This window comes from Methylobacterium ajmalii (assembly GCF_016613415.1).
Classification (GTDB): domain Bacteria; phylum Pseudomonadota; class Alphaproteobacteria; order Rhizobiales; family Beijerinckiaceae; genus Methylobacterium; species Methylobacterium ajmalii.
In genome coordinates this window covers 31,251-49,367 of record NZ_JACWCT010000060.1, presented here as the reverse complement: position 1 = coordinate 49,367, position 18,117 = coordinate 31,251, and the positions used below count along the sequence as shown (strand labels likewise).

15 protein-coding genes and 1 pseudogene are annotated in these 18,117 nt (G+C 67.2%); 12 read left to right on the top strand and 4 right to left on the bottom strand.

Annotated features, from left to right (window positions below; all coding sequences use genetic code 11):
• Positions 1-256: 256 nt before the first annotated feature.
• Positions 257-1,390, bottom strand: coding sequence for a patatin-like phospholipase family protein (locus tag HPY23_RS11095; RefSeq protein WP_082742595.1), 1,134 nt, complete (start codon positions 1,388-1,390; stop codon positions 257-259).
• Positions 1,391-1,798: 408 nt separating this feature from the next.
• Here HPY23_RS11095 and ispG point away from each other — a divergent pair, with 408 nt between their 5' ends.
• The 5 genes and pseudogenes from ispG to cynS all read left to right on the top strand — a co-directional run bounded on the left by ispG (position 1,799) and on the right by cynS (position 7,394).
• Positions 1,799-3,118, top strand: a complete 1,320-nt coding sequence (gene ispG, locus HPY23_RS11090) for a flavodoxin-dependent (E)-4-hydroxy-3-methylbut-2-enyl-diphosphate synthase (protein ID WP_091884147.1) — start codon at positions 1,799-1,801, stop codon at positions 3,116-3,118.
• Between the two features lie 214 nt (positions 3,119-3,332).
• Positions 3,333-5,303, top strand: coding sequence for a potassium transporter Kup (locus tag HPY23_RS11085; protein ID WP_060848109.1), 1,971 nt, complete (start codon positions 3,333-3,335; stop codon positions 5,301-5,303).
• Between the two features lie 7 nt (positions 5,304-5,310).
• Entirely contained in the window at positions 5,311-6,531 is a 1,221-nt protein-coding gene (gene coaBC / locus HPY23_RS11080; protein ID WP_091884149.1) for a bifunctional phosphopantothenoylcysteine decarboxylase/phosphopantothenate--cysteine ligase CoaBC, read from the top strand.
• Positions 6,532-6,611: 80 nt separating this feature from the next.
• On the top strand, positions 6,612-6,818 hold the full coding sequence (locus HPY23_RS11075; RefSeq protein ID WP_060848111.1) for a hypothetical protein: 207 nt from the start codon (positions 6,612-6,614) through the stop codon (positions 6,816-6,818).
• An 87-nt stretch (positions 6,819-6,905) separates the two neighbouring features.
• Positions 6,906-7,394, top strand: a pseudogene (gene cynS, locus HPY23_RS11070) (cyanase).
• A gap of 202 nt (positions 7,395-7,596) precedes the next feature.
• Here cynS and HPY23_RS11065 read toward each other — a convergent pair.
• From HPY23_RS11065 to HPY23_RS11055, 3 genes are all read right to left on the bottom strand, one after another.
• The gene (locus HPY23_RS11065; RefSeq protein WP_082742596.1) at positions 7,597-8,622 is read right to left on the bottom strand and encodes a glycosyltransferase family 61 protein; all 1,026 of its coding nucleotides are present in this window, start codon (positions 8,620-8,622) and stop codon (positions 7,597-7,599) included.
• A gap of 375 nt (positions 8,623-8,997) precedes the next feature.
• Complete coding sequence (locus HPY23_RS11060; protein ID WP_091884152.1) at positions 8,998-10,035, bottom strand: glycosyltransferase family 61 protein; 1,038 nt, start codon at positions 10,033-10,035, stop codon at positions 8,998-9,000.
• Positions 10,036-10,722, bottom strand: a complete 687-nt coding sequence (locus tag HPY23_RS11055; protein ID WP_236012804.1) for a class I SAM-dependent methyltransferase — start codon at positions 10,720-10,722, stop codon at positions 10,036-10,038.
• Between the two features lie 463 nt (positions 10,723-11,185).
• Here HPY23_RS11055 and HPY23_RS11050 point away from each other — a divergent pair, with 463 nt between their 5' ends.
• From HPY23_RS11050 to dxr, 7 genes are all read left to right on the top strand, one after another.
• Positions 11,186-12,235, top strand: coding sequence for a 30S ribosomal protein S2 (locus HPY23_RS11050; protein WP_060848112.1), 1,050 nt, complete (start codon positions 11,186-11,188; stop codon positions 12,233-12,235).
• Positions 12,236-12,382: 147 nt separating this feature from the next.
• Positions 12,383-13,306 carry a translation elongation factor Ts gene (gene tsf / locus HPY23_RS11045; RefSeq protein ID WP_091748589.1) on the top strand — a complete coding sequence of 308 codons (924 nt, stop codon included), beginning with the start codon at positions 12,383-12,385 and terminating at the stop codon, positions 13,304-13,306.
• 250 nt (positions 13,307-13,556) lie between these two features.
• Positions 13,557-14,315 carry a UMP kinase gene (gene pyrH, locus HPY23_RS11040; RefSeq protein WP_091884154.1) on the top strand — a complete coding sequence of 253 codons (759 nt, stop codon included), beginning with the start codon at positions 13,557-13,559 and terminating at the stop codon, positions 14,313-14,315.
• A gap of 181 nt (positions 14,316-14,496) precedes the next feature.
• Positions 14,497-15,060, top strand: coding sequence for a ribosome recycling factor (gene frr, locus HPY23_RS11035; RefSeq protein ID WP_060848115.1), 564 nt, complete (start codon positions 14,497-14,499; stop codon positions 15,058-15,060).
• A gap of 209 nt (positions 15,061-15,269) precedes the next feature.
• Entirely contained in the window at positions 15,270-15,977 is a 708-nt protein-coding gene (locus HPY23_RS11030; protein WP_060849496.1) for an isoprenyl transferase, read from the top strand.
• Positions 15,977-16,840 (top strand): phosphatidate cytidylyltransferase, encoded by an 864-nt coding sequence (locus HPY23_RS11025; protein WP_060848116.1) that lies wholly within the window; start codon positions 15,977-15,979, stop codon positions 16,838-16,840. The genes HPY23_RS11030 and HPY23_RS11025 overlap by 1 nt, the downstream gene beginning before the upstream one ends.
• Positions 16,837-18,000 carry a 1-deoxy-D-xylulose-5-phosphate reductoisomerase gene (gene dxr, locus HPY23_RS11020; RefSeq protein ID WP_091884157.1) on the top strand — a complete coding sequence of 388 codons (1,164 nt, stop codon included), beginning with the start codon at positions 16,837-16,839 and terminating at the stop codon, positions 17,998-18,000. Before HPY23_RS11025 ends, dxr begins: the two co-directional genes overlap by 4 nt.
• The last annotated feature ends 117 nt before the right edge of the window (positions 18,001-18,117 follow it).

Here is an 18,117-nt window from a genome sequence, read left to right as displayed (position 1 = left end):
GGTACTTTCCCGCATTGGGATCGAGCGAGACGCTGGGACCGGACCGAGAATGGCCGGCGGCCCCCGGCCGTTGCACCGCCTTCTCGAGGAAGTTGCCGGCGGGCGACGCGCGATACGGCGGGAACGGATCGCGCGGCGCGAAGCCCGCTCGACTGTAGAGGCTCGGGGCCTCGACGGTGCGGTCGCCGCGTTCGAGCACGACGACCCGGGCACCGGCCCCCGCACGACGGGGGCATCGGCGGCCGGTGCCGCGGGCTCAGGCGTACATCGCCTTGAGGTTCAAGGTGCTCTCGCGCCCGACCGCGTCGTAGTTCTCCGCCAGCCAGGCCTTGGCCGCGTCCCGTCCGGCATCGCGCAGATGCAGGAAGAACGGCCACTGCGCCCGCAGCCGCGAGGAAGCCGAGGCATCGTCGAGGGCCGAGCCGCTGCCGTCGATGCGGTGGAGCAGCACCTGCTTGTAGGCATTGGAGCGCCCGAGCACGCCGTCCTCGATCAGATCGTCGACGAAGTCGATCGCCCGCAATTCCCGCAGGAGGTTGGCGTTGAAGCTGATCTCGTTGAGGCGGTCGCGGATCTCGGCCGGGCTGCGCGGGGTCTCGCGGCGCTCGACCGGGTTGATCTGGACCAGCAGGATGTCGGACGAGCGGGCACCGTGATAGAGCGGATAGAGGGGCGGGTTGCCGAGATAGCCGCCATCCCAGTGCGGCACGCCGTCGATCTCCACCGCCTGAAAGACCGTCGGCAGGCAGGCCGAGGCCATCAGGTGGTCGATCGTCAGGTCCGGCCGCTCGAACACCGCCATCTTGCCGGTCCACACGTTGGTGGCCGAGATGAACAGGTCGGCCGGCCCGTCGCGGCGGACCGCCTCGAAATCGACCGTGTCGGCGAGCGCCCGCTTCAGCGGATTGATGTTGAGCGGGTTCGTCATGTACGGGCTGGCGACGGCGTTCCAGAACGCCCCGACCGGGGTCTTCTTCCAGAAGCTCATCACCCCGTCGATGACGGTCTGCTGGGCGTGCGACAGGTCGGCGTCGAGGCTGATCTCGCGCCAGAACATCTCCAGACGCTCGCGCGCGCCGTCGGGGCCGCCGCGCAGCCACCCATCGACCATCACGACGGCGTTCATCGCGCCGGCGCTCGCGCCGGTCATCGCCTCGAAGGCGAGGCGCCCGTCCTCGATCAGGGCGTCGAGCACGCCCCAGGTGAAGGCGCCGTGGGCGCCGCCACCCTGGAGCGCCAGGGCGATCGGCTTCTCGGCCCGCGGGCCGACGAGGCCGCGGCCGAGAGGTCCGGTGGCGGCGTGCGAGCCGGCTTCGGGAGCGGCGGGCGGGACGGGACCGCGGTCACCCGCGCTCCGATCCGGTTCCGGGAACGAGGCTGAATCCGTCATGACCGGGGATGTGGTGTGTCGCACTGCGAAAGCCAAATGGTGCGCTGCAAAGTCGCGCAAGGGAACCCGACGAGGGAACGCAACGTGCGACGGTCCGACGGCCCATCGGGGCGTCACGCGCTTGACGCGCCCGTCCGGCATCCTCAGCTAAAGGCGAAGCGATGGAGTGGGGCGATGCACTGCCGGGAGCCGGCGCAGGAACGGCTCCCCGCGAAGGAAATCGCAAGGATGTCGCGGCATTCCGCCGGGGACCGGCGTAGCCCGTTGATCGCGCCGGGATTTCATACGGGCAAGGCGATTTCCACCGCGCCCGGAAATGCTCTAGACGGAGGGCAAACCGCGGCTCTCGCGACCGCGCCCGACCGTCTCGTCACGATTCTCCTGCGAACGACCCCCTGAAGGTATCCGATGCAAGCCATGGAAGCCCTCGCCCCGGCGGAGACCGCCGCCCCCGAGATCGCGGGCCCGAGCCCCCGCCACCGCACCGTCGGCGTCCGGATCGGCGAGGGCGAGGGCGCGGTGGTGATGGGCGGCGGCGCCCCGATCGTCGTGCAGTCGATGACCAACACCGACACCGCCGACATCGACGCCACGGTGGCCCAGGTCGCCGCGCTGGCGCGGGCCGGCTCCGAGGTCGTGCGCATCACCGTCGACCGCGACGAGGCGGCGTCGGCCGTGCCGAAGATCCGCGAGCGTCTGGACCGCATCGGCGTCCACGTCCCGCTCGTCGGCGACTTCCACTATATCGGCCACAAGCTCCTGACCGACCATCCGGCCTGCGCCGAGGCGCTGGCCAAGTACCGGATCAACCCGGGCAACGTCGGCTTCAAGGAGAAGAAGGACCTGCAGTTCGGCACCATCGTCGAGCAGGCGGCCCGCTACGGCAAGGCGGTGCGGATCGGCGCCAACTGGGGCTCCCTCGACGAAGCGCTCCTCACCCACATGATGGACGAGAACGCCAACTCGGCGAAGCCGCGCGACGCCCGCGCGGTGATGCGCGAGGCGATGGTGCAATCCGCCCTCCTCTCCGCCGACCGGGCGGTGGAGATCGGCCTGCCCAAGGAGCGCATCGTGCTCTCGGCCAAGGTCTCGGCGGTGCAGGACCTGATCGCGGTCTACCGCGAGGTGGCGCGCCGCTCCGACTACGCCATCCACCTCGGCCTGACCGAGGCCGGCATGGGCACCAAGGGCATCGTGGCGGCCTCCGCGGCGATCGGCGTGCTGCTTCAGGAGGGAATCGGCGACACGATCCGCTACTCGCTCACCCCGGAGCCTGGCGGCGACCGCACCGTCGAGGTGAAGGTGGCCCAGGAGCTGCTCCAGACGATGGGCTTCCGCACCTTCGTGCCGCTGGTCGCCGCCTGCCCGGGCTGCGGCCGCACCACCTCGACGGTGTTCCAGGAACTCGCCCGCGACATCCAGAACTGGATCACCACCTCGATGCCCGAGTGGCGCAAGACCTATCCGGGGGTCGAGGGGCTGAACGTCGCCGTGATGGGCTGCATCGTCAACGGCCCGGGCGAGTCGAAGCACGCCGATATCGGCATCTCGCTGCCCGGCACCGGCGAGACCCCGACCGCCCCGGTCTTCATCGACGGCAAGAAGGCGATGACCCTGCGCGGCCCGACGCTGGCCAAGGACTTCGAGGGCATCGTCGTCGACTACATCGAGCGCCGCTTCGGCAAGGGGACCGGAGAAAGCCTGGGCAACCGCAGCGCCGCCGAGTGAGGCGAGGCGCGGTCCTCCACGGCCGACGAGGTGACGCCGGTTAACGGTGGGGCAGCAGGCGGTCCGCCTTGCGCCCCACCGGCTCCGTGCTACAATCTTGCCACATTCCGACCCGGCGGACGCGCCGGGCCGCCAAGGATTTGAGCCCGCCACCCGGCCCATCAGCGCGCTTGGCGGCCATCCCGACCGCCCGCGGGCGCATCCCCGATCAGACATGACCCAGTCAGCCGCACCCACGGACGGTTCCGCCGCGCCGACCGACACCCTCACCCCGCCGAGCGGCGGCCCGCCGACCAAGGCCGGCACCGTCGACGAGGCCGAGGGCCACGGCCACGCCAAGGCGAGCTTCTGGACGCTCTTCCTCGGCTCCGTCGGCGTCGTCTACGGCGACATCGGCACCAGCCCGCTCTACGCCTTCCGCGAGGCGCTGGCCCCCGGCCGGGCCGACGGCGTGCTCACCGGCGAGGAGGTGCTCGGCACCGTCTCGCTGCTGCTCTGGGCGCTGGTGCTGATCGTTACCATCAAGTACGTCCTGCTGCTCCTGCAGATGGACAACAAGGGCGAGGGCGGGATCCTCTCGCTGATGGCGCTCGCCCGCAAGGCGTTGGGCGGCTCGCACATCGTGTTCATGCTGGGCCTGTTCGGCGCCGCCCTGTTCTACGGCGATGCGATCATCACCCCGGCGATCTCGGTGCTGTCGGCGGTGGAGGGCCTGAAGCTGGTCACGCCGGCCCTCGACCACTACGTCCTGCCGATCACCATCGCGATCATCCTGCCGCTGTTCCTGGTCCAGAGCCGGGGCACCGCCCGGATGGCGACGTTCTTCGGCCCGATCATGCTGGTGTGGTTCTCGGTGCTGATGCTCGCGGCCCTGCCGCACATCGCCCGCACGCCGCAGGTCCTGTGGGCGCTCAACCCCTGGCACGCCGTGCACTACCTCCTCGGCCACGGCACCGGCGCGCTCGTGGCGCTCGGCGCGGTGTTCCTGGCGGTGACCGGGGCCGAGGCGCTGTTCGCCGATCTCGGCCATTTCGGCCGCCGGCCGATCCAGACCGCCTGGATCGTCCTCGTCGGGCCGGCGCTCGCCATCAACTATCTCGGCCAGGCCGCCCTGGTGCTGTCGAACCCCGACACGACCGACCCGTTCTACCAGCTCGTCCCCGAATGGGGCCTGCTGCCGATGGTGCTGCTCGCCACCGCCGCCACCGTCATCGCCAGCCAAGCGGTGATCACCGGCGCCTTCTCGCTCTCGCGCCAGGCGGTCCAGCTGGGGCTCCTGCCGCGGCTCGAGATCCGCCACACCTCCGAATCGCATTCGGGCCAGATCTACCTGCCGCAGATCAACATGCTGCTGATGATCGGCGTGGTGATCCTGGTGGTGCTGTTCCGCTCGTCCTCGGCGCTCGCCTCGGCCTACGGCATCGCCGTGACCGGCACGATGCTGATCACCGCCGGCCTCGCCTTCCTGGTGCTGTGGCGGGTGTGGAAATGGTCGCCGCTCGCCGCCGGCGCCGCGATGGTGCCGTTCATCGCCGTCGAGCTCCTGTTCCTGGTCTCGAACCTGCTCAAGGTGTTCGAGGGTGGCTACATGCCCCTGCTGCTCGCCGGCTGCCTGGTGCTGCTGATGTGGACCTGGGTGCGCGGCGTCACCATCCTGTTCAACAAGACCCGGAAGACCGACGTGCCGCTGACCGAGCTCGTCGCCATGCTGGAGAAGAGCCCGCCGCACCACGTCCGCGGCACCGCCGTCTTCCTCACCTCCGATCCCGACACCGCGCCCGCCGCGCTCCTGCACAACCTGAAGCACAACAAGGTGCTGCACGAGAAGAACGTCGTGCTCACGGTGAAGACCATCGACCTGCCGCGCATCGCCGATGCCGACCGGGTCCGGATCGAGCCGATGGGGCCGCATTTCTGGAAGGTCGTGATGAAGTTCGGCTACATGGAATCGCCGAACATCCCGAAGGGCCTGGCGCTCCTGCGCAAGCAGGGCTTCAAGTTCGACATCATGGCGACGTCGTTCTTCCTGTCGCGGCGCTCGATCCGCCCGGCGGCGCAGTCGGGCATGCCTCTTTGGCAGGACCGGGTGTTCATCACGCTCGCCCGCAACGCCAACGACGCGACGGACTTCTTCCAGATCCCGACCGGCCGCGTGGTCGAGGTCGGAACCCAGGTGACGGTGTAGCCCGCCGATGGGAGCGCTCGACGGCAGGCGGATCCTCCTCGTCATCGGCGGCGGCATCGCGGCCTACAAGTCGCTGGACCTGATCCGGCGATTGCGCGAGCGCGGCGCCTCGGTGCGCTGCGTCCTCACCAAGGGCGCGCAGGAATTCGTGACCCCGCTCGCCGCGGCGGCGCTCGCCGGCCAGCGCGCCCATACCGACCTGTTCGACCGGGCCGACGAGGCCGATATCGGCCACATCAAGCTCGCCCGCGACGCCGACGCGGTGGTGGTGGCGCCCGCCACCGCCAACACGCTGGCCCGCATGGCCGGCGGGCACGCACCGGACCTCGCCTCGACGGTGCTGCTCGCCACCACCCTGCCGATCCTGATCGCGCCGGCGATGAACGTGCGGATGTGGCTGCACCCGGCGACGCAGCGCAACCTCGCCCTCCTGACGGGCGACGGCGTCGCGGTGGTGGGACCCAACGTCGGACGGATGGCCGAGGCCGAGACCGGTCCAGGCCGGATGGCCGAGCCGGACGAGATCGCCGACGCGGTGGAAGTTCTGCTCGCAGGGCCGCAGGAAGCGAAGCCGCTGTCGGGCCGCCACCTTCTCGTCACCTCCGGGCCGACCCATGAGCCGATCGACCCGGTGCGCTACCTCGCCAACCGCTCGTCGGGCAAGCAGGGCCACGCCATCGCGACCGCCGCCGCGGCGGCCGGTGCCCGGGTGACCCTGGTCTCGGGCCCCGTCACCCTTCCCGATCCGCCGGGCGTCACCGTGGTCAGGGTCGAGACCGCCAGCGAGATGCTGGCGGCCGTGGAGGCGGCGCTGCCGGCCGACATCGCGGTCTTCGCCGCCGCCGTCGCCGATTGGAGGCCGGTGGCCTTCGGCGAGGAGAAGATCAAGAAGGGTCCCGACGGGCCCCCTCCCCTCGCGCTCACCGAGAATCCCGACATCCTGGCGACGATCGCGCAGCGGCACCAGGGACGCCCGCTCCTGGTGGTGGGCTTCGCCGCCGAGACCACCGAGGTGATCGCCCATGCCCGGGCCAAGATCGCCCGCAAGGGTTGCGACCTCATCGTCGCCAACGACGTCTCGGCCGCCACCGGCGTGATGGGGGGCGACCGCAACAGCGTCCACCTGATCGGCCGCGACGGCTCGCTCGAGACCTGGCCGGACCTGCCGAAGGACGAAGTCGCCCGTCGCCTCGTGGCGCGCCTGGCCGAACTGGCTCCCTCCCCCTGAGGCAAGATACCTCCAGCCCTGGAGGTTTCTCGTGGACGCAATCGGCATTATATCACCGCCTCCCTAGCCGGGAGGTCGCCTTGCCCACCATTCTCGTCATCACGCTGATCTGCGCCTCCTCCCTGGCGGCGAAGGATTGCACGCGCGCCACTGCCCAGGACGTCATCACCCACCCGGCCCACTCGCCGCAGGAATGCATGCTGCTGGGCCCGGCCATCGCCGCCGGATCGGGCCGCGGCACTGAGGCCGGAACCTACGTGAAGACCCTGTGCGAGCAGCGGCGTTAGAGCGTCCGCCTACACGCCCTGTGGTACCCCCCTTGCCCCCTGCCCGTAGCTCCGGTTCGGGGTGCCTTCGCTAAAGGGGGGGAGCCCATGAAGTGCGAAGACCTCACGGAAAAGCTGCTCGACAGCAAGCGCGAAAAGGGCTGCACCTGAAAGTGCATTCAGGAGGTGATCGGCGGCAACTCGCCGATCCTGATCACCGCCGCCTGCATGGGCCAGATGAAGCTGCCCAAGGCGCAAGCGGCGAAAGCCGCCGCCCTGTTCGACCTCTCGGCCGCCGAGGAGCGGATGCTCAACGAGGCGCCCTATCGCGGCTCGATCCCGCAGATGCCGCCGACCGACCCTCTGATCTACCGCTTCTACGAACTGGTAATGGTCTACGGTACCACCTGGAAGGCGCTGATCCAGGAAGAATTCGGCGACGGCATCATGTCGGCGATCGACTTCAACATGAAGATGGAGCGCGAGCCCAACAACAAGGGTGATCGCGTAAAGCTGCAGATGTCGGGCAAGTTCCCGCCGTACAAGTATTACGGCAACGAGGAGGGTGTGCCGGAATACGGGTTCAAGGAAGGCTGAGCATCACAAGCTGCCGACCCGGGAGCGCGAGCGTCTCCGCCCGCTCCCGGTTAGGGCAAAGCAAGGCTCGCGGCAACGGCAATGGAAGATCACTCTCATACGGCATCCGATTGATCGCTTTGCGATGCGGATACCGGCCCTCCTCTGGCGCCGCGCGGACCTGCAATACATTTTCCCAGAAGATCTCCTCCGGGAAACTGTATCATACACTTCGCGCAAAATCGACGATCTCGCGGGCAGCTGCCTGAGGATCATTCAGCTCGTACCGTGCAACCCCATCGTCATAATTTTTCCACTCGCAGGGCGTATAAACGTAAAACGATCTGTTGTTGTTTATAGCATCAAACATCGCATGATTCGAGCTATAGGTGTGCGGCGACGCGTTGAAGGCAACGAAGACTTGATCATAGCGTGGTTCATTGAAGATGTTCGTGTGCAATGCAGACCCGACCTGACCCATGACGATCCGTGTCCTTCGGAAGAGCGCGACTTGCTCCGGTATCGTCAGCTGCTCCGGATGAACGATCTGAACACCGAGATGCTGCAGGGCTTCGACCAGACGCGCTTCGTTCGCCATTCCGTGCGGAAGGTCTCGGAATTTAGTCTTTGCCAGATAGATCATATCTATCGGGCTGGTGACGTCCTGTGTCTTGGCAAGCCTGTCGCCCCAACGATGCGCGGCGTGCGCATGCGTCGTATGGGCGTGCGTGCATTCCACGAAGGACGGCCGCGCCACCACCAGTTCCCGAATGCGCGTCGGTCGATCGAAATTAGCGAAATCTTCGTAATTGATCCCGGCGGCGCCGAACAGGGTCCGGGTATGCGACCACGAGAACCAATGGGGCGGGCCACCGACCGCGTGGCCAAGCAACGGCATAGACCCTTCCCGATACCGCGGCAGTGCCCACAACCGGGACATCGTGCTACAAAGAAAATGGCCGTAGTGATTGAAGACATTGCCGACGTAGAAGTATCGCTGGCGCGGCGCATAGGGCGCTCTGGACAGGTCGAGAGGGCAAACATCGCTTTGCCCTTCGCGCTTGCCGACGCGATAGAAGGCTGCCGCCTCGATCAGCTTCCCATCGCGGTCATAAATCCCCCAATCTTTGTTCTCCCAATAATTTGCGGGCTCGATCACCGGGACATAAACACAATCGCGATAAATCTCGACGATCGGCTCCGACGATTCGATGACAAAGCGCTGTTCGGGCTCATAGGCAGCCAGCATTTTTTGACCTGATCTTCCAGTTTTTGTTAATCGGCATAATAACAAAAAGAAACCTGGATGTCTACACCCGAAAAATCTCTCGGACAACTAGATTTCCCACCCCGGTGATCAGGCACCAGTCGATATCTGCACATCGCACCCATCGTCATCTCCGATTGACGATCAGGCTACAGCGTAAGTAATGACCTCGGTGGATGATCGAGACTCCCCTTGAGGTCGCAGAGTGTCGTTTTCATGTCGGAACGATCCAGAAAATTAGGCACAGAACCATTCGATGAGTCAAACTCCAATATCTAAAAACTAAAGCACCATGAAAAAGAGCCGGAGACAAATAATCAGAAAAAGTTGAGATAGTGCCGCGTTCAAATTTAAATTTCATATTTTCGCCTTCATGATCGCCAATAGCTCATAAGCGCACTCCCGGGCATTGGGCAAATACCTCGCAGTTAAAAAGCCTTCTTTCTTTTCAAGCACTTGTATTTCGCTAGAGTAATGATAGGTAGCAAAATTGTCTGATAGCTTGTCAATAATGGAGAAATTTGAATTTATTTGCAATGCTACGTTCAAGCATGTGATGTTACGGTCCGGGCAGAATAGGCTAGTGTGTAAGAATGATCCGGACGATCCCATGATATTCCTACGACTTCCCATTAATTTTATTTGATCTGGGAACGACAGCCTCTCTGGATAAATGATATCCACGCCTTCTGATCGCATGACATCATCGATTTCGCCCTCATTAACAATAACTCCTACCGCCGAAACGAGTTGTGATTTTGAATAGTATATAGGCCGATCGTCATTTATCAGGCTGGCATGCGGGCAAATTCGGTCGCTGATTTCACGACATAGCTGGCCGTACACGACGTGACCAGCGTACTGCTCCTGGAAACTGGTGCGGGGAACGACGAGCGTGTCGACGACGGTCGGAGCGTCGAAGACGACGAAATCCCGCTCACTCAATCCGAGAGCAGCGAATGACTGCGCCAAGAATGGAATATTGAACCAATCCGAGGGCGACCCTGCGCCGTGGCACAATATCGGCGTATTCGGAGTCCGTATCTTTAGGATATTCCAGAATCTTGGAAGGGTGTTGACCAGAAAATGTCCGTAATGATTGCTGATCTTGCCGCCATAAATGAAGACACCATGTGCCCGGCTTTGGACTGGCGCCGAAATGACATGATCGAGCGATTGGCCGTGCGAGCTGAAATTGTTTTCCCGATAATCTGTCGCAGATCGGATGATTCGCCCGCCTTGATCGTAAATGCCCCATGGATCGGAGCACCCGATAGGAATGCAAAATACATTCTGGTGTATCTCGTAGCCGGGATCCCTTTGAATGACATGGGCAGCCCCCCACAACTCGCTGCAGAGTTCCATCGGAGCCATGACCTCTTCCTCGATCTTCATTTAATTATTAATCCCTATATTTTTCATTTTCTTATTTATGAAAGGCGTTTTTTCAAACACTAAAATACTGTCGTATGCCGTCATGGCAAAGGTTTGCCTTGTGAAGTCACTGCAAGCCACCATACCATCTTTTACATGCTCTGCGTTCAGATCATCGATCAGACCCTTAAAACGTTCGACCATCGAACGTGGATCGCCGCGGCCGCCACCGTAAGCCGGCCAATACGCGGTGTGCATGCCTTCGATCAAGTAGACGCCGGCAGGCGACATCTTCCGATAGAGAAAGTCGAACGTCGGCACGACGTGGGCCATGTGATGGCTTCCGTCGTCAAGAATGATGTCGAACGGACCGAATTCGTCGATCAAGGATTGGAGGAATTGCGGATCTGATTGATTTCCCGTGCGAGCGGAAATCTGCTCGTCGGCGCATTGCGCACAACTTGGATCAATATCAATGGTCACGATACGCGCGAGCGGACCGAGCCACTGCTTCCACATTTGCGCCGAACCACCACACCCCGTACCGATTTCCAGAAACGTCACAGGACCGCCGACGAATCGTCCAAAATGTCGCTCATACGCGAAAAAATAGTGGCTTGATTTGTGGATTTGCTGGCCTGAGTTGTTCAAAAATAAACTATATAGCGACATTTCCCTATCCGCCCCTCGTTGGAAGGTGCCTTGCATTCAACGATCACAGGCAATCATTTATAAAACCTGTAATCACCGTCCATCTGTGTTCTGCAGCGCACCTGCTAGCTCCATACGTGAAGGCGCGCCAACCCGCAAGGTAACGGCGACAATGCAAGACAAATCAATGGCCTATCCCACACCGTCGACGCCCGGCCTTCAGAGGAGGATGGATCTTTTCGGTAGCATTTCGGCCTTCTGTCGGGAATTGGCGAGAGCTCGGCACCGGCATCGAACGCCACGACGTCGCGACCGAGTGCCGACGCCGTCGGGATACGGTCCGCTTGCCATCCCACCCCCGATCCGATAAAGGCCCGGCCATCCCACACGCGGAGCCGGCCTCATGCCTGAATGAGGCGTTTCCGGTGGCCGGTCGCCTGTCAGGTCTCGCCTCTTGGCAAGTCCATCAATGCGCCGGTCGCTTCCTCCGCGGCGGAGACAACCGGAGAGAACGAAGACCATGGCCCTTCCCGACTTCACCATGCGCCAGCTGCTCGAGGCCGGCTCGCACTTCGGCCACCAGTCGCACCGCTGGAACCCGAAGATGCAGTCGTACATCTTCGGCACCCGCAACAACATCCACATCATCGACCTCGCCCAGACCGTGCCGGCGCTCGCCCAGGCGCTGCAGGCGGTGAGCGACACCGTCGCCAAGGGCGGCCGCGTGCTGTTCGTCGGCACCAAGCGCCAGGCGGCCGACACCATCGCGGACGCGGCCAAGCGCTCGGCCCAGTACTACGTAAACTCGCGGTGGCTCGGCGGCACGCTGACCAACTGGAAGACCATCTCGGGCTCGATCCAGCGCCTGCGCAAGGTCGACGAGACCCTCGCCGGCGGCGGCCAGGGCCTCACCAAGAAGGAGCGCCTGATGCTGTCCCGCGAGAAGGACAAGCTCGAGAAGGCGCTCGGCGGCATCAAGGACATGGGCGGCGTGCCCGACCTGCTGTTCGTGATCGACACCAACAAGGAGCAGCTGGCGATCAAGGAGGCGAACCGCCTCAAGATCCCGGTGGCCGCCATCGTCGACACCAACTGCAACCCGGACGGCATCACCTACGTGGTCCCGGCCAACGACGACGCCGGCCGCGCCATCGCGCTCTACTGCGACCTCGTCGCCCGCGCGGCGATCGACGGCATCTCCCGCGGCCAGGGCGCGCTCGGCGTCGACCTCGGCGAGTCCGAGGAGCCGATGGCCGAGGAGCTGCCGGCGCTTGCCAACGAGCCCGAGGTCGCCCCCGTCGACGTCACCGAGCCGTATGTCGGCGAGCCCTTCGAGCTGCTGGCCGCCCCGCGCGGCGCCCCGGACGACCTGACCAAGCTCACGGGCGTCGGCCCGCAGCTGGTCCAGAAGCTCAACGACGCCGGCATCTACCACTACTGGCAGATCGCCGCGATGAGCCCCGAGGACGTCGCCAAGGTCGACGGCGACCTGAAGCTCAACGGCCGCTTCGACCGCGACGGCTGGGTCAACCAGGCCCGCGGCTTCGTCGAGGCCGCCGCCGCCGCGTAACGTCGGTTCGGTGACCCGGCGGGGCGAGAGCCCCGCGACCCGATGCTCTTCCAAAGCCCGGCGCCGCCACGGCGCCGGGTTCCCTTTTATCCGCCGACCGGCGCGGCCTTCGGGGCGCGCGGGGGCGCCAATCGAGAGGATCCCACGATGGCCAACATCACGGCAGCGATGGTCAAGGAGCTGCGCGAGAAGACCGGCGCGGGCATGATGGACTGCAAGTCGGCCCTCAACGAGACCGCCGGCGACCTCGAGGCGGCCGTGGACTGGCTGCGCAAGAAGGGCCTCGCCAAGGCCGCCAAGAAGGCCGGCCGCGTCGCCGCCGAGGGCCTGGTCGCGGTCGAGTCCGCCGGCCACCACGCCGCGGTGCTCGAGGTGAACTCCGAGACCGACTTCGTCGCCCGCAATGACGGCTTCCAGGCCTTCGTCCGCGAGGCCGCCAAGCTGGCGCTCACCGCCGGCGACAGCATCGAGACCCTCGAGGCCGCCCGCTTCCCGGGCGCCGAGGGCACCGTGAAGGACAAGCTGCAGGAGCTGATCGCCACCATCGGCGAGAACATGACCCTGCGCCGCGTCGCCAAGCTGTCGGTCGAGAAGGGCGTCATCGCCTCCTACGTCCACGGCCAGGTCTCCGAGGGCCTCGGCAAGATCGGCGTGCTCGTCGCCCTCGAGTCGGCCGGCGACGTGACGATGCTGAGCCAGCTCGGCCGCCAGATCGCCATGCACGTCGCGGCGACCAACCCGGTGGCGCTGGACGCCTCGGGCGTCGACGCCGCGACGGTCGAGCGCGAGAGCAACATCCTGCGCGAGAAGAACGCCGGCAAGCCGGACCACGTCATGGCCAAGATCGTCGAGAGCGGCCTGAAGAGCTACTACAAGGAGGTCACCCTCCTCGATCAGCCCTTCGTGCACGACGGCTCGAAGACCGTCGCGCAGGTGCTCAAGGAGGCCGAGGGCAAGGCCGGCGGTCCGGTGAAGCTCACCGGCTTCGTCCGCTACGCGCTCGGCGAGGGCATCGAGAAGGAAGAGGCCCCGGACTTCGCCGCCGAGGTCGCCGCGGCCGCCAAGGGCTGAGATCGCCAGGGGCTGGGATCGACCGTCAGCGTCGCCCGCGGCGACGCGCGGCATGCAATGGGGGGCCCGCTCAGGCGGGTCCCCTTTTTTCGTGCCGGGACCGCGTCCGGCGCGCGTCGTCCGGGCGTGCCGATTCCCGCAGGCCGATGCCTCGACGGGCCGGGAGCGACAGGCTAGAACCCGGCCCGACTCGCATCGACGCTTGACGCCGGCGGCGGCCGCTCCACCGGGGCGGGCCAGAGGAGCCCCCATGCCAGACCATCGCTTGTCGGACCCTTCCCTGACGGCGCAGGGCGCGCCGCGCTTCCGCCGCGTGCTGGTGAAGCTCTCCGGCGAGGCGCTGGCCGCCCCCGACGGCTATTGGCTGCATCCCCCGACCCTCGCGGCGCTCGCCGACGACATCGCCCGGGCGGTGAAGAAGGGCTTCGAGATCGCCCTCGTGGTCGGCGGCGGCAACGTGATCCGCGGCGCCCGCGTCTCGGCCGCGGGCTGGATCGACCGCGCGACGGGGGATTCCCTCGGCATGATGGCGACGGTGATGAACTCGCTGGCGCTCGAGACCGCGCTCAACGCCGCCGGCGTCACCGCCCGCACGATGTCGGCGGTCTCGATGCCGACGATCTGCGAGACCTATGCCCGCCAGCCGGCCCTGCACCACCTCGACAAGGGCCAGGTCGTGGTGCTCGCCGGCGGCACCGGCAACCCGTACTTCACCACCGACACCGCCGCGGTGCTGCGCGCCGCCGAGCTGAAATGCGACGCGGTGCTCAAGGCCACGCAGGTCGACGGCGTCTACTCGGCCGACCCGAAGACCAACCCCGACGCCGTGCGCTACGAGCGCCTGAGCCACGACGAGGCGATCGCCCGCGACCTCAAGGTGATGGACACCGCCGCCTTCGCGCTCGCCCGCGATGGCGGGCTGCCGCTGATCGTCGGCTCGGTCCACGCCCCGAGCTCGGTGACGGCGATCCTCACGGGTGCCGCGCCCTCGACCCTGGTGGCGCCCTGAGGAGCCCGCGGCGTGCGAAATCCGCCGTATCCCCGAGCGAAATCCGCCGCCCGACGATTTGCGGCGGGTCGGGTTTTGGTTCATTGAAGCCCGATCGGGGCGCGGCCCCGGCCCGCCCGCAAGGGTGCGGCCTCGGGCCCGCCCCTCCCCCTCTCCTCACGACGCCTCGGGACGCGCAGGAATGGCTACACCCTCCTTCGACCTCAACGACATCAAGCGGCGCATGCAGGGCGCGATCAACTCCCTGAAGCACGACCTCGGCTCGCTGCGCACCGGACGGGCCACGCCCTCGCTCCTCGACCCGATCCAGGTCGACGCCTACGGCGCCGCGATGTCGATGGCCCAGGTCGCGACGATCAGCGTGCCGGAGCCGCGCCTGCTCAGCGTCTCGGTCTGGGACCGCGGCATGGTGGCGGCGGTCGAGAAGGCGATCCGCGAATCCGACCTCGGGCTCAACCCGATGACCGAGGGCCAGACCATCCGCTTGCGCATCCCCGAGATGAACGAGCAGCGCCGCAAGGAGATGGTCAAGGTCGCGCACAAGTACGCCGAGGAGGCCCGCGTCGCGGTCCGCCACGTCCGCCGCGACGGCCTCGACCTCCTGAAGAAGCTCGAGAAGGACGGCGCCATCAGCCAGGACGACGAGAAGCGTCAGGCCGACCAGGTGCAGAAGGCGACCGACCAGCACATCGCCGAGGTCGACCAGACCCTGGCGTCCAAGGAGAAGGAGATCATGCAGGTCTGAGTGTCTCGGACCGGCATGACGGAAGCGACGGCGTGGAGAGCGCGGAGCCGGATCACGGCTCCGCCGGGGTCGGGGCCAGCATGGCAGGCGACAGCGAGACGGTGACCCTGCTGGACGCAGGCCGCGCCGAGGGCCGGGACGGGACGTGTCCCGAGACCGGGGATACGGCCGTGCCGGGCCCCGGGGCGGCCGGCGGGCCGAACCCGGCGATGCCCGCCCACGTCGCCATCATCATGGACGGCAACGGCCGCTGGGCCGCGCGCCGCGGGCTGCCGCGGGTCGAGGGCCACCGCCGCGGCGTCGAGGCGGTGCGCCGGGCCGTGCGCTCGGCGATCGACCTGCGCATCCCCTACCTGACGATCTACAGCTTCTCGTCCGAGAACTGGCGCCGGCCCGCCGCCGAGGTGGCGGACCTGATGGGCCTGCTCAAGCTGTTCGTGCGCCGCGACCTCGCCGACCTACACGCCAACGGCGTGCGGGTGCGGATCATCGGCGAGCGCGACGGCCTGCCGGCCGACATCGCCGGCCTCCTGCGCGAGGCCGAGGAGCGCACCGCCCGCAACACCAAGCTGACCCTCGTGGTGGCGTTCAACTACGGCGGCCGCCAGGAGATCCTGCGCGCCGTGCGCAAGCTGGCCCAGGCGGTCTCCGAGGGGCGGCTCCCGCCCGAGGCGATCGACGCCGCGGCAATGACGGGCGCGCTCGACACCGACGGCATCCCAGACCCCGACCTGGTGATCCGCACCTCCGGCGAGCAGCGGGTGTCGAACTTCCTCACGTGGCAGACCGCCTATTCCGAGTTCGTGTTCGTGCCCGATTTCTGGCCGGACTTCGACCACGCCGCCTTCCTCGCCGCGATCGGGGAGTTCCAGAGCCGCGACCGCCGCTTCGGCGGCCTGAGCGCCCGGGCGGGCTGATGGCGGGCTTTGACGGGACGAAACTCCCGAGCGGTCGCCCGGCCTGGCCGGCGACGGAACTCGGCGCCCGCACGGTGTCGGGCATCGTGCTCGGCCTCCTGGTGCTCGGTGCCACCCTGAACGGCGGCTGGATCTTCGCGGTGGTCTGGTTCCTGGCCGGCCTCGCCGTGGTCGGCGAGTGGATGGCCATCACCCGGACGGCGCCGCACCGCCCGCTCCTGGCGATCGCCGGCCTCGTGCTCCTCGGCGTCGTCGCCGGCGCGCGGCTGCCGATCCCGACGCCCTGGCTCCTGGGCGCCACCGCGCTCGGCCTCGCGCTCCTGGCGCTCCTCGCCCGGCCCGCCGCCGGGCGGATCTGGGCGCCGGCGAGCCTCGCCTGCGCCCTGGTGGTCGCCCTGGTGCCGGTGCTGCTGCGCGACGATCCCCGCATCGGGCTCGCCGGCCCGCTCTGGCTGTTCGGGGTGGTCTGGACCACCGACATCGCCGCCTACTTCACCGGCCGCTCGCTCGGCGGGCCGAAGCTGTGGCCCGCGGTGAGCCCGAAGAAGACCTGGTCGGGCTTCTGCGGCGGGCTCCTCGGCGCGACGATCGTCGGCGGCGCGGTGGCGGCCGGCGCCCGGCATCTCGGCGCCACCGACGCCCTGTCGCTGCCGCTGGCCTGCGCGCTCTCGGCCCTCGCCTCGGTGATGAGCCAGGGCGGCGACCTCGCCGAATCGGCCCTCAAGCGCGCCTACGGCGCCAAGGATTCCGGCCGCCTGATCCCCGGCCACGGCGGCGTGATGGACCGCCTCGACGGCTTCTTCGCCGTCGCGCTCCTCGCCGGGCTGCTCCTCGCCGGCCTCTCTCTCACGGGACATCCATGACCCTCACCGTTTCCGTCCTGGGGGCCACCGGCTCGATCGGGCGCTCCACCGCCGACCTGCTCGACCAGCACCGGGACCGTTTCCGGGTCGGCGCCGTGGCGGGCGGGCGCGACGCGCAGGCGCTCGCCCGCGTCGCCCGCGAGCTGAACGCCGAGTTCGCGGCGATCGCCGATCCCGATGCCGGCTCGGCACTGCGCGAGGCGCTGTCCGGCTCCGGCATCGCGAACGGCGCCGGCCCCTCGGCGGTGATCGAGGCGGCGACCCGGGACGCGGACCTCGTCGTGGCGGCGGTGAGCGGCGCGGCGGGCCTGGCGCCCACCTGCGCGGCGATCCGGCTCGGCCGCACCGTCGCGCTCGCCAACAAGGAGAGCCTGGTCTGCGCCGGCGACGCCTTCATGCGCGACGCCAAGAAGTTCGGCGCCCGCATCCTGCCGATGGATTCCGAGCACAACGCCCTCGCCCAGGCGATCGGCGAGGGCAAGGTCGACGACATCGCCCGGATGACCATCACGGCCTCCGGCGGCCCGTTCCGGACCGCACCGCGCGAGCGCATCGCCGCCGCCACCGCGGCCGAGGCCGCCGCCCACCCGACCTGGTCGATGGGCATGAAGATCAACATCGATTCCGCCAGCCTGATGAACAAGGGGCTGGAGCTGATCGAGGCCCACCACCTCTTCGCCATCGAGGCCGAGCGCCTCGACGTGGTGGTGCACCCGCAATCGATCGTCCACGGCCTCGTCGTCTGGCGCGACGGCGCGGTGACGGCCGGGCTCGCCATGCCGGACATGCGGGTGCCGATCGCCCATTGCCTCGGCCTCGGCGAGCGCCTGTCGATCGCCCGCGGCCGGCCGCTCGACCTCGTCGCCACCGGCAGCCTCACCTTCGAGCGTCCGGACGAGGAGCGCTTCCCTTGCCTGCGCATCGCCAGGGCGGCGCTCGCGGCGGGCGGGGCCCAGCCGACGGTGATGAACGCGGCCAACGAGATCGCGGTCGCGGCCTTCATCGCCGGCCGCATCGGCTTCTACGACATCGCCGCCCTGGTGGAGCGGGCCTGCGAGCATTTCGCGGCCCGCTTCCCCACGGCGCCGGCGGACGTCGAGGAGGCGCTGTCCATCGACGCCGAGGTGCGCGGCTGGAGCACGGCGGCACTGGCCGCCTGAGCGCCCGTCAAGCTTCCGTTAAGTTAACCCTCGGTCGACGCGTGGCCTGTTCGCGGGCCCGCGGACTCTGTATGAGTGACGATCGGCAAGGTGGCCGGACCGGGCCGGGGAGAGCCC